The organism is Ornithinimicrobium sp. (genome assembly GCF_035267225.1).
GTDB lineage: Bacteria > Actinomycetota > Actinomycetes > Actinomycetales > Dermatophilaceae > Ornithinicoccus.
Genome location: NZ_DATFMA010000078.1, coordinates 1 through 11,689, shown reverse-complemented (window position 1 = coordinate 11,689; position 11,689 = coordinate 1). Strand labels below are relative to the sequence as shown.

Genomic DNA, 11,689 nt, shown 5'->3' with positions numbered 1-11,689 from the left:
CATGGCGGCAGGTCTGGGTGCTGTCGTGCCACGAGGACGGCGCGCACGCCGCGGTACCACCTCGCTTGCCGGCACCCCAGGGCTGGGGCGCCGACCGCTCTGGTCGAAGGCGGTGTCGTCGCCCACACGTCCGGTTCTAGTGAGGTGCGGACGACTCCGAGGTCTGCCCCTACCCGTTCTTCCGGAAGGCTCACCGGTGATGGCCGGGTCCCTGCCTGCGCGGTACATCGTAAACGCCCCGGGCCGCGCGCACCACACCAAAGGGGCCGAGAGCTGCCGTGTGGCAGTCCCAGCCCCTTCGATGTTGACTCCCTGAGGAGCCTACCGACGACGACCTGAGGGATCAGATCTGGTCGGCAGCTGTGTCCTTCTCGTCGTCGGCCTTCCCCAGCTGGTAGAGCTTGCCGCTCTTGCGGTCGGCCAGGTACTCGTTCATCTCCTGCTTGATCTTGGGAAGCAGGAAGTACACGCCCAGGCAGTTGACGAAGCCGCAGACGAACAAGAACGCGTCGGCGATACCAAGCACATCCTTGAAGGTCAGCACGCAGCCCGCGACAGTGAGGAACAAGAAGAGGATGCGGTAGACGGTGTCCTTGGTCTTACCCTCGCCGAACACCCAGTTCCACGCCTTGTTGCCGTAGTACGACCAGGTGATCAGCGTGGAGACGGCGAACAGGGCCACCGCCACGGCGAGGATGTAGGGGAACCACGGGATGACGCTTTCGAAGGCGTCGGAAGTCACCGCCACGCCTCCGCCGTACTCGTAGGCGTCTCCCTCTTCCAGATAGCCCTCACGGGTCTCCTGGAAGAAGGTGGTGTTGGCGATGATGATGGTCAAGGCGGTCATCGAGCAGATGATGACGGTGTCGATGAAGGGCTCGAACAGAGCCACGAAGCCTTCGGAGACCGGCCGACGCGTCTTCACCGCGGAGTGGGCAATCGGGGCCGAGCCGAGGCCGGCCTCGTTGGAGAACGCAGCCCGCTGCAGACCGGTGATCAGCACACCGATGAAACCGCCGGTGACAGCGTCGGGGTTGAACGCCTGGGTGACGATCGTGCCGATCGCCGCTGGCACCTCGGTGACGTTGCCCAGGATCACGATGAGGCAGGCGATCACGTAGACGGTGCCCATAAACGGCACCAGGGTGGAGGTGACCTTGCCGATGGACTTGATGCCGCCCAGGATGACCAGGCCGATGATGACGGCCAGAATCAGGCCGAAGATGATCGCACCGGCCGGGTTGGCCATGAAGCTGTCCTCACCGCCGGTGATCGAGACCGCCTGCGAGTAGGTCTGGTTGGACTGAGTCATGTTCCCGCCACCGACGCCGAAGAAGAAGATCGAGATGGCGTAGACACCGGTGAGGAAGACGGCGATGAACTTGGGGAACTTGTTGAAGGCGACGGGCAGGTACTTGAACGGGCCACCGGAGACGGTGCCGTCGTCGTAGACGGTGCGGTACTTCACGCCCAGCGTGCACTCGGCGAACTTGGTGGCCATGCCGAGCAGCGCGGCGAGGACCATCCAGAACATCGCGCCCGGCCCGCCGATGACCATGGCGGCACCCACACCAGCGATGTTGCCCAGGCCGACGGTGCCGGACACGGCCGAGGTGAGGGCCTGGTAATGGGGGATCTCACCGGGGTCGTCCGGCGAGGAGAACTTGCCTCGGATGACCTCGGAGGCGGTCTTGATCCCACGGACCTGGATGAAGCCCAGATAGATCGTGATGATGATGCCAGCGGCGAGCAGCCACATCACGATCCACGGCATGGGGAAGAAGGACGGCGACCAGAACACGACGTCGTTGATCCAGGTGTTGAATGGTGCGAACACACTGTTCACGGCCGAGTCGATGGTGGCGAAGACGCCTTCGGGCTCCGCCTGCGTAGGCAGGATCAGGGGTTTAGTCAACATGCGGCAATGGGACCCTCTGTGTCGGCACTGAGCAAGCGCTCACACGCACTCTTTACCAAAACGTGACCATGTTTCGGGAACATGTCGGACCGCCTCCCCGTGACCCAGCGCACGTGATGCTGGCGTGGCGCCGTCCACGACAGCCGATCTGGGAGACTGCCCTCATGACGTCATCGCCCTCGCGCCCGGCGGCCCTGCGGGCCATCAGCCTGCCCGAGCGGCCGTCCGTCGACGGCCTGGAGCGCAAGTGGTCGGCGGTCTGGGCCGAGCAGGACACCTTCGCGTTCGACCGGGACGCGGCGCTGGCGGCGCCGCGCGAGGACCTCTTCGTCATCGACACTCCCCCGCCGACCGCCAGCGGCTCGCTACACGTGGGTCACGTCTTCTCCTACACCCACACCGACTGCCTGGCGCGGTACAAGCGGATGAGCGGCTCGGTCGTGTTCTACCCGATGGGGTGGGACGACAACGGCCTGCCCACCGAGCGCCGGGTGCAGAACTACTACGGCGTCCGCGGCGACGCCAGTGCGCCCTACGACCCGGCGTTCGAGCCCCCCCGCCACGGTAGCGACGACACCTCCGGCAAGGCGCCCAAGATGAGTGAGCAGCAGCCGATCTCGCGGGCCAACTTCATCGAGCTGTGCAACGAGCTGACGGTGCTCGACGAGGAGAAGTTCGAGAGCCTGTGGCGCACGCTCGGCCTGTCCGTGGACTGGTCGCTGACCTACCGCACCATCGACGACCGTTCGCGCGCCGTGTCCCAGCAGGCGTTCCTGCGCAACCTCGAGCGCGGGGAGGCCTACCAGGCCCAGGCGCCCGGCCTGTGGGACGTCACCTTCCAGACGGCGGTGGCGCAGGCGGAGCTGGAGGCCCGCGACTACCCCGGCGCCTACCACCGGGTGGCCTTCCACCGCAGCGGTCGTGACAGCCAGCCGGTCGATCCGGTCTACATCGAGACCACGCGTCCCGAGCTCATCCCCGCCGTCGTGGCGCTCATCGCCCATCCCGACGACGAGCGCTACCGGACCCTGTTCGGCACCACGGTCACCTCGCCCCTGTTCGGGGTGGAGATCCCGGTGCTGGCCCACCCGGCCGCCGAGCAGGACAAGGGCGCCGGCATCGCGATGTGCTGCACGTTCGGTGACCTCACCGACGTGCAGTGGTGGCGCGAGCTGGACCTGCCGATGCGCTCGGTCATCACCCGCACCGGCCGCATGCAGCCCGAGACTCCGGCGTGGATCGCCGGGGGCCCCGGAGCGCCGCTGTATGCCGAGTCCCTGGCCGGCAAGACCACGTTCAGCGCCCGTGAGCAGGTGGTCGCTGCCCTGCGCGACTCCGGAGACCTCGACGGTGAGCCGGTCAAGACCCAGCGCAAGGCGAACTTCTTCGAGAAGGGCGACAAGCCGCTGGAGATCGTGACCACCCGGCAGTGGTACATCCGCAACGGCGGCCGCGACGCTGCGCTGCGCGAGGCGTTGACCGGCCGCGGCGACGACCTGGACTTCCACCCCTCGTTCATGCGCACCCGGTACCGCAACTGGGTCGGGGGGCTCCACGGCGACTGGCTGATCAGCCGCCAGCGCTTCTTCGGGGTGCCCATCCCGTTGTGGTACGCGGTCGACGACAGTGGTGAGATCGACCACGACCGCCGGCTGACCCCGCCGCCGGAGTCGCTTCCGCTCGACCCCAGTACGGACGTGCCCGCCGGCTACTCGGCCGAGCAGCGCGATGTGCCCGGAGGTTTCGCGGCCGACCCCGACATCATGGACACCTGGGCGACCTCCTCCCTCACCCCGCAGATCGCGGCCGGCTGGCCGGTGGGGGGCCGTCCCGACGGCGATCTCGGCAACGACCGGGCCCTGTTCGAGGCCGTGTTCCCGATGGACCTGCGCCCACAGGGCCAGGACATCATCCGCACCTGGCTGTTCTCCTCGGTGGTGCGTTCACACCACGAGCACGGGGGCCTTCCCTGGGCGCACGCCGCCATCAGCGGCTGGATCCTGGACCCGGACCGCAAGAAGATGAGCAAGTCGAAGGGGCAGGCCCAGACCCCCGACGGGATGCTCGCGTCGCACGGCTCGGACGGGGTGCGCTACTGGGCGGCCTCGGGCCGGCTGGGCACCGATGCGGCCTTCGACGAGGCGCAGATGAAGGTCGGGCGGCGCCTGGCCATCAAGGCGCTCAACGCCAGCCGATTCGCCTTGAGCATGGGTGCCGGCGCCGACGGGTCTCTGCCCGACCCCGAGCCGTTGTCGGTCCTCGTGCAGCGGGTCACCGAGCCGTTGGACCGCGCGATGATCGCCGGACTGGCTCGGGTGGTCGACGCCGCGACCGCGGCCTACGAGGACTTCGACCACACCCGGGCGCTGGAGGTGACCGAGACCTCGTTCTGGACCTTCTGCGACAACTACCTGGAGCTGGTGAAGGAGCGCGCCTACGGCGACGGAACGCACCAGGGCCACAGCGGAGGAGACCCGGCCAGCGCCTCCGCCGTGGCCGCGCTCCAGGTGGCACTCGACGTCTACATGCGTCTGCTCGCGCCGGTGCTCGTCTTCGCCTGCGAGGAGGTCTGGTCGTGGTGGCACTCCGACTCGGTGCACACCCAGCCGTGGCCGACGAGCGCCGAGCTGGCCCCGGCCGCCGAGGGAGCCGACCCCCGGATGCTGCAGGTCGTGGGGCGTGCACTCGCCGGGCTGCGCAAGGCGAAGTCCGAAGCCAAGGTGAAGATGCGCACCGAGGTGGCCTCGGCCACCGTGGCCGGGCCGAGCGAGGACCTGCGCTGGGTGGAGCTCGCTGCGGGTGACCTGGCCGCGGCCGGCAAGGTCACCGGGGCCGTCTCACTGGACCAGGCCGAGGAGCTCGCCGTGCACGACGTCCACCTGGTGACGGTCTAGCGAGTCACGGGCCGACTCCGCGTCGCGACCGGACCGGGGTCGAGGTGCTTCGAGGGCGTGACCCTCAGGCCGACTCCTTGCGCTGCTGACGCTTGCGGGGGCGGGCTTCGACCTCACGCCGCACGATGGTGGGGTTCACGTTGTCCAGCACGACCTCGCGGGTGACGACCACCCGGGCGACGTCCTCCTCAGATGGCACGTCGAACATGACCGGGAGGAGCACCTCCTCCAGGATCGCCCGCAACCCCCGGGCGCCGGTACCCCGGAGCAGTGCCTGGTCGGCGATGGCCTCGACGGCGTCATCCGCGAACTCCAGCTCCACACCGTCGATCTCGAACATCTTCTGGTACTGCTTGACCAGAGCGTTCCGCGGCTCGGTCAGGATGTTGACCAGGGCCGCTCGGTCCAGCGGCGAGACCGTCGTGATGACAGGGAGACGTCCGATGAACTCGGGGATCAGGCCGAACTTCATCAGGTCCTCGGGCAGCACGTCCTCGTAGTGCTCCACCGCGTCCTTGGCCGTGTGGAGCTCCGCGCCGAAGCCGAGGCCCTGCTTGCCGGCGCGGGCCTCGATGATCTTCTCCAGGCCGGCGAAGGCGCCGCCGAGGATGAAGAGCACGTTGCCGGTGTCGATCTGGATGAACTCCTGATGCGGATGCTTGCGACCGCCTTGGGGGGGCACGGAGGCGGTGGTGCCCTCCAGGATCTTCAGCAGTGCCTGCTGCACACCCTCGCCGGAGACGTCACGGGTGATCGAGGGGTTCTCCGACTTGCGGGCGATCTTGTCGATCTCGTCGATGTAGATGATGCCGCTCTCGGCGCGCTTGACGTCGAAGTCGGCCGCCTGGATGAGCTTGAGCAGGATGTTCTCGACGTCCTCGCCCACGTAGCCGGCTTCGGTCAGCGCAGTCGCGTCGGCGATGGCGAACGGCACGTTGAGCATGCGGGCGAGTGTCTGCGCGAGGTAGGTCTTGCCGCAGCCGGTCGGACCGATGAGCAGGATATTCGACTTGGCGATCTCGACCGCGTCGTCGTTCTTGCGACCCTCGCCGGCCTGGATGCGCTTGTAGTGGTTGTACACCGCGACGGCCAGCGCCTTCTTGGCGGCGTCCTGGCCGACCACGTACTGCTCGAGGAAGGTGTTGATCTCGCGCGGCTTGGGCAGCTGCCCGAGACCGAGATCGGTGGTCTCGGCCAGCTCCTCCTCGATGATCTCGTTGCAGAGGTCGATGCACTCGTCGCAGATGTAGACCCCGGGGCCGGCGATGAGCTTCTTGACCTGCTTCTGGCTCTTCCCGCAGAAAGAGCACTTGAGCAGCTCGCTGCTCTCACCCATGCGTGCCACGCCGCATCCTCTCCGATCGCCCGAGGGACCCCGACCTTCAGGGGCATGTGGGAGACGCTACCCCGGCACCCAGGGGGAGAACAGCCTTTTGGGCAGCATGGCGGCGTGTTCGTGGCTGGTATCCGCTGTCAGCGCAACGGCCATTCAGGAGGCTGCGGCAGCGCGTGGATGCCGCCCCAGCCGTGCCATGACCTGCTCGGTCCGGGACGCGCCCGGACCCACTTCCACCGGGGGAGCACAGATCCCGGGCGCGTAGAGGGCCTCCCCGAACATGGCCAGGTCGCGCTCGATCGCGTCCAGGTCGGCCTCGCTCAGCTGCGGGTCCCGGTGCATCGCCATACCGATGTCCCAGCGGTGCACGAGCATGTCCCACCCGTAGAACTGCGCCACCGTCTCCCCGATCGTGGTGGGGCCGAAGTAGCCGTCGTATCCCCGGTCCCGGACCTCAGGGTCGCGCAGGAGGTTCTCGACGTGGTCCGTGTGCACGCGCCACGCCACCTCGGGCACGGCCTCGAGAGGCGGCGAAGGTGGCTCGAGGTCGTGACCGGCGAGGAAGTCGCGCTGGGTGTCCCTCATGTGGCTCAGCACGTCGAGGGCGTTCCACCTCTCACAGGGAGACGGGGCCGACCAGTCTTGCTCGGTCGCACCGGCGACGAGGTGGGCGATGGCCTCGGCCCTGGTCCGGTAGTCCTGGGCGAACGCGCTGGGGTGTGCGGGGTCGGTCGTCATCAAGGCTCCTGGGGTGAGGTGTCCTTCTCGGGTCACTGCGACGCTAGCCGGGCCGCTCGGACCGGTGATTGTCATAATCCGACGTATGTCGCCTGCGGCCCGAGAGCCCGCGGCGCACCCGGTCGACCGGGCGCGCCTGACGCAGCACGCTCCGCTGGCTCCCCCGGTCCACCGCTACGCGGCGGCTGAGCGACACACCTCGCTCGTGCGTCACTACTGGGTGCCGGTCTGGGACATCCCGCCCGGGCAGTGTGTCACCGAGCAGGTACTGCAGTACCCCACGTGCCTGGTGGTGGTCTCCGACACTTACTCCCGCTTCTACGGGGTGGTCCCGGGCCGGTCCCAGGTGGAGCTCAGCGGGCAGGGATGGGCCGTGGGGGTGGCGCTGCAGCCCGGCGCCGGAATGGTCATGAGCGGCCGCACCGACCTCAGCGACCTGCTCGGCACCCACATCGATGTGGAGACGTTGCCCGCGATGGCGCGGGTGGTCACATCGGTTCGTGCGGCGATGACCCCCGACCCGGCCTCGCCCGCCTCGCACGCGCGGGCGATCGCCGTGCTGGAGGGCGAGCTGGACGCCCTGCCTGCCGTCTCCGCCGAGGGTCGAGAGGTGACCGGCTGGGTGAGCGTCGTGGAGTCCGATCCCGAGATCCGCACGGTCACCGAGCTCTGCGAGCTCACCGGGACCTCGGAGCGCCGGCTGCAGCGGGTGCTGCGGCGTTACCTCGGTCTGACTCCGAAGTGGCTCATCCAGCGGCGGCGCCTGCACGAGGCGACGGACCGGCTCAAGCAGGGCGCGACGAACGGTGGTCTCGCCGAGCTGGCCGTCGAGCTGGGCTACACCGACCAGGCCCACTTCACCCGGGACTTCCACCGGGTCACGGGATACACGCCCGGGGCCTTCGCTACGACGTACGGGGCTTCGCACCTGTAGCGTCGCCGGGATGGAGATGCAGCTGCTGTGGACCGGATGGCCACCGATCGTGCACACCCTGGTGCTGGGTACCGCCGGATACCTGGTCCTGGTGATGCTGCTGCGGGTCACCGGCGCGCGGACGATGGCCAACATGACCCCACTCGACTTCGTGGTCGCGGTGACGCTGGGGTCGGCGTTCGGACGCACGATCACCGCGGTCGACGTGCCCCTGGCGCAGTCCGTCACGGCCCTGGCCCTGCTGATCGGGCTGCAGTGGCTGATCGCGACCGGACGCGCCCGGTGGGAGTGGGTGCGGCGCACCGTCGACTCGCCTCCGGTCCTGCTCTGGTACGACGGGAACCTCATCGAGTCGACGCTGCGCAAGCACCGGCTGACCCTCACCGATGTGCACACCGCGGCGCGCGAGGCGGGGCACGGGTCGCTGGACGGCCTGCGGGCGGTCGTCATGCAGCAGGACGGCTCCCTGGGGGTCATCGCCAAGGAGGCCCTCCAGGACGGCTCGACGGTCTGGCCCTACGTCGAGGGCCAGCGCCCCGGCTGAGTCAGCCGTCCCCCAGGACGTCGTCGACCACACCTCGACGGTGCGCGCGCAGGCAGCCCGCCGCGAGCCGGGGTAGGTCCTCCGGCTCGACAAGAGCCGCCAGCTGCTCCACCGTCCCCGGCAGGCCCAGGCGTTCGGCCCCAGCCAGCACCTTGGTATCCAGCGTCGGGACCAGCTCACCCCATAGACCCTGCGCCTCCCGACAGAAGATGCTGGCCCCGGTGGGCCCGATACCGGGGAAGTCCTGCAGGCGCTTCCAGGTGGCCGCCGGCTCGGAAGGCTCGCGCAGTCGACGCAGGTCGCCGCCGTACCGCTGGAGAACCAGCTCCGCGCCGTCGCCGAGCTGGGTCGCCGTGCGCTCGTCGTACCTGCGGTACCCACCGCGGCCCAACGCGTCCACGCGGTTCTGCCAGCTCGCCTTCCCCATGGCCAGCGGGGTGCGGTACCCGGCGCTCGAGAGTTCGCGTGCCGCGGCCACCGCCAGGTCAGCGCTGATCCGCGCGGACAACAGGGTCGAGAGCACCAGCAGCCGGTACCACGGCGAGGGCTTGTCCTGCAGCCGGATACGCGCCTGCTCGGCAAAGGTCGTGCCGTGTCGCTCCAGCAGCCGCGTCACGACTTCGCGCTGGAGCACTACTCCTGCAGCGAAGCCTTGCGGGTGCCGAGCACCTCGTCCACGAGACCGTACTCCTTGGCCTCGCTGGCGATGAGGATCTTGTCGCGCTCGATGTCGTTGCGGACATCCTCGACGTTCTTGTTCGAGTGCTTGGCCCAGGTCTCCTCGAGCCAGGTGCGCATCCGCAGCACCTCGTTGGCCTGGATCTCGATGTCGGAAGCCTGCCCGTAGTCACCCCCGGCCAACGCCGGCTGGTGGATGAGCACGCGCGCGTTCGGCAGGGCGAAGCGCTTGCCCGGGGCACCCGCGGCGAGGATGACCGCGGCCGCCGAGGCGGCCTGGCCGACCACGAAGGTCTGCACGTCGGGGCGGATGTACATCATCGTGTCGTAGATCGCCGTCAGCGCGGTGAACGAGCCACCGGGAGAGTTGATGTACATCAGGATGTCCCGGTCGGGGTCCTGGCTCTCCAGCACGATGAGCTGGGCGATGATGTCGTCGGCCGAAGCGTCGTCGACCTGCACCCCCAGGAAGATGATGCGGTCCTCGAACAGCTTGGTGTACGGGTCCTGGCGCTTCATCCCGTACGAGGTGCGCTCCTCGTACTGCGGCAGGATGTAGCGGCTCGACCCGCCGAGGGGCTCGCGTGCGGGTCCGCCGGCGAACGGGAAGGTGGGCTGGTTCATGGTGGTCTCTCTCGTCTCGTCGGCGCGGTCAGGAGTCGTTGCTGGACGCATCGCCGGCGGCCTGTTCGCCGGGTGTCCCAGCGCCGGTGGCGCTGGAGTGCTCGTACACGTGGTCCACGAACCCGTACTCCAGCGCCTCCGTGGCTGTGAACCAGCGGTCGCGGTCGGAGTCCTGCGCGATCTGGTCGGGCGTCTGCCCCGTGTGTTCGGCGATGAGGTCGGCCATCTGCTTCTTGATGTGCAGCATCTGCTCGGCCTGGATCTTGATGTCGCTGGCCGTGCCGCCGATCCCGCCTGAGGGCTGGTGCATCATGACCCGGGCGTGGGGCGTGGCGTAGCGCTTGCCCTTCTGCCCGGCAGACAGCAGGAACTGGCCCATCGAGGCGGCCAGGCCCATGGCCACCGTGGCCACGTCGTTCGGCACCCACTGCATGGTGTCGAAGATGGCCATGCCTGCGGTGACCGAGCCACCCGGGGAGTTGATGTAGAGCCAGATGTCCGCTTCGGGGTCCTCGGCTGCGAGGAGAAGGAGCTGCGCGCAGATCGCGTTGGCGTTGTCGTCGCGGACGTCCGAGCCGAGGAAGATGATCCGTTCCTTCAGCAACCGGTTGTAGATCTGGTCATCCAGGCCAGCCACCGGCCGCTCCCCGGCCGCGACGATCTCGGAGTTGCTCATCTTTGCTCCTGTGGGCTCTTGTCGGTGGCGGCGGGCCATCCCGGCTCGCCGTCTCGTCATGGACCCTAACGTCGAAGCACCCGGCCTCACTCCCGCCGCCGAGCCGTGTTCGCCGTGAGCGCACAACCACCGCGAGCTCACCGCCGGCAGCGGGCTCGGTGCTCGCGTGGGCTCAGCCCTCCGGGCGTTCGGCGTCCCGGCTGGAGCGACCGGTGTCGTCACCGGCCTCCAGGTCGGTCAAGACCTCTTCCTCGGCTTCGACACGGTCGGACTCGGTCTCCTCCGGATCCTGGGCGACGTCGGGCTCCTCCGGGTGGACCACGACCTCCGGGTCCTTCGGCGCGGCCGCCTGGGGCTCCTCGCCCTCCATCTCGTCGCCTTCCGCCTCATCGGCTTCCATCTCGTCCGTCTCCTCGGCGTCCGCGTCCTCCAGCTCGCTGAGGTCCACCGCGTTGCCTTCGGTGTCGACGACGTTCGCCTGCTCCAGCACCTCAGCCAGGGCCTTGCGGCGCGCCACTTCGGTCATCATGGCCGGAACCTGGTTCTCCTGGTCGATCTTCTGGGCGAACTCGTTGGGGTTCATGCCGTACTGCTGCGCGGTCATCATGATGTACTCGATGAGCTCGTTCTGCTCCACTCCGACGTTGCCGCGCTCGACCAGGGCGTCGAGCAGGAACTGCGTCTTCATCGCCTTGCGCGTGGACTCCTCGACCTCGGCGCGGTGCTCCTCGTCGTCGCTGCGGCTCTCCTTCTCCAGGTGTGAGTCCACCTCTTGGGTGACCAGCGCCTCTGGAAGCGGGATGTCGGTGAGCGCCAGCATGCGGTCCAGCACCCGGTCGCGTGCCTGGACACCCTGCTCGAACTTCACGCCCTGCTCGGCCTGGCCGACCAGGTCGGCCCGCAGCTCCTCCACGGTGTCGAACTCCGAGGCCAGCTGGGCGAACTCGTCGTCGACCTCGGGCAGCTCGCGCTCCTTCACCGAGACCAGCCGCACCGTGCAGTCGGCCTCGCGCCCGGCGTGCTCGCCCCCGGCCAGGGGGCTGGTGAAGGTCACGGTCTCGCCCTCGCTGGCTCCGGTCAACGCCTCGTCCAGGCCGTCGAGCATGGTCTTGGAACCGATCTCGTAGGACACCCCCGTCACCGAGTCGATCTCCTCGCCGTCGATGACGGCGGTGAGGTCGACCGAGGTGAAGTCGCCGTCCTGCGCCGGGCGGTCCACCCCCACCAGCGTGCCGAACCGAGCCCGCAGGTTCTCCATCCGCTCGGCCACGTCCCCCTCGCTCACCTCGACCGGGTCGACCTCGACCTCGATGCCGGAGAAGTCCGGCAGGTCGAAGGTGGGCACGA

Annotated in this window: 10 protein-coding genes; 3 read left to right on the top strand and 7 right to left on the bottom strand. The window is 68.6% G+C overall.

Annotated features, from left to right (window positions below):
* Positions 1–343: 343 nt before the first annotated feature.
* Entirely contained in the window at positions 344–1,918 is a 1,575-nt protein-coding gene (locus VJ976_RS07470; RefSeq protein WP_324099495.1) for an alanine/glycine:cation symporter family protein, read from the bottom strand.
* Between the two features lie 164 nt (positions 1,919–2,082).
* Here VJ976_RS07470 and valS point away from each other — a divergent pair, with 164 nt between their 5' ends.
* Positions 2,083–4,812 carry a valine--tRNA ligase gene (gene valS / locus VJ976_RS07465; protein WP_324099494.1) on the top strand — a complete coding sequence of 910 codons (2,730 nt, stop codon included), beginning with the start codon at positions 2,083–2,085 and terminating at the stop codon, positions 4,810–4,812.
* A 64-nt stretch (positions 4,813–4,876) separates the two neighbouring features.
* On the opposite strand, the gene clpX is transcribed toward valS, so the two are convergent.
* Positions 4,877–6,157: an ATP-dependent Clp protease ATP-binding subunit ClpX gene (gene clpX / locus VJ976_RS07460; protein WP_324099493.1), complete on the bottom strand. Its 1,281-nt coding sequence runs from the start codon at positions 6,155–6,157 to the stop codon at positions 4,877–4,879.
* A 144-nt stretch (positions 6,158–6,301) separates the two neighbouring features.
* The gene (locus VJ976_RS07455; protein WP_324099492.1) at positions 6,302–6,886 is read right to left on the bottom strand and encodes a maleylpyruvate isomerase family mycothiol-dependent enzyme; all 585 of its coding nucleotides are present in this window, start codon (positions 6,884–6,886) and stop codon (positions 6,302–6,304) included.
* Between the two features lie 85 nt (positions 6,887–6,971).
* Between VJ976_RS07455 and VJ976_RS07450 the strand changes: the two genes are divergently transcribed.
* Positions 6,972–7,820, top strand: a complete 849-nt coding sequence (locus VJ976_RS07450; protein WP_324099491.1) for a helix-turn-helix domain-containing protein — start codon at positions 6,972–6,974, stop codon at positions 7,818–7,820.
* Positions 7,821–7,830: 10 nt separating this feature from the next.
* Positions 7,831–8,364: a DUF421 domain-containing protein gene (locus VJ976_RS07445; protein WP_324099490.1), complete on the top strand. Its 534-nt coding sequence runs from the start codon at positions 7,831–7,833 to the stop codon at positions 8,362–8,364.
* A gap of 1 nt (position 8,365) precedes the next feature.
* Here the strand turns inward: VJ976_RS07445 and VJ976_RS07440 are convergent, their stop codons facing one another.
* The 4 genes from VJ976_RS07440 to tig form a co-directional block, all read right to left on the bottom strand.
* On the bottom strand, positions 8,366–8,980 hold the full coding sequence (locus VJ976_RS07440; protein ID WP_324099489.1) for an endonuclease: 615 nt from the start codon (positions 8,978–8,980) through the stop codon (positions 8,366–8,368).
* Positions 8,981–8,997: 17 nt separating this feature from the next.
* Complete coding sequence (locus VJ976_RS07435) at positions 8,998–9,666, bottom strand: ATP-dependent Clp protease proteolytic subunit (RefSeq protein WP_324099488.1); 669 nt, start codon at positions 9,664–9,666, stop codon at positions 8,998–9,000.
* Between the two features lie 28 nt (positions 9,667–9,694).
* A complete protein-coding gene (locus VJ976_RS07430) occupies positions 9,695–10,342 on the bottom strand; it encodes an ATP-dependent Clp protease proteolytic subunit (protein ID WP_324099487.1) in 648 nt (215 codons plus the stop codon).
* Positions 10,343–10,514: 172 nt separating this feature from the next.
* Positions 10,515–11,689: trigger factor (gene tig, locus VJ976_RS07425; RefSeq protein ID WP_324099486.1), on the bottom strand; the 1,175-nt coding region annotated here is incomplete at its 5' end.

Excerpts from the sequence above, each read along its gene's own strand:
- VJ976_RS07445 (WP_324099490.1), top strand. The coding sequence starts at position 7,831 with ATGGAGATGCAGCTGCTGTGGACCGGATGGCCACCGATCGTGCACACC.
- VJ976_RS07450 (WP_324099491.1), top strand. The coding sequence starts at position 6,972 with ATGTCGCCTGCGGCCCGAGAGCCCGCGGCGCACCCGGTCGACCGGGCG.
- VJ976_RS07455 (WP_324099492.1), bottom strand. The coding sequence starts at position 6,886 with ATGACGACCGACCCCGCACACCCCAGCGCGTTCGCCCAGGACTACCGG.
- VJ976_RS07430 (WP_324099487.1), bottom strand. The coding sequence starts at position 10,342 with ATGAGCAACTCCGAGATCGTCGCGGCCGGGGAGCGGCCGGTGGCTGGC.
- VJ976_RS07470 (WP_324099495.1), bottom strand. The coding sequence starts at position 1,918 with ATGTTGACTAAACCCCTGATCCTGCCTACGCAGGCGGAGCCCGAAGGC.
- VJ976_RS07435 (WP_324099488.1), bottom strand. The coding sequence starts at position 9,666 with ATGAACCAGCCCACCTTCCCGTTCGCCGGCGGACCCGCACGCGAGCCC.
- valS (WP_324099494.1), top strand. The coding sequence starts at position 2,083 with ATGACGTCATCGCCCTCGCGCCCGGCGGCCCTGCGGGCCATCAGCCTG.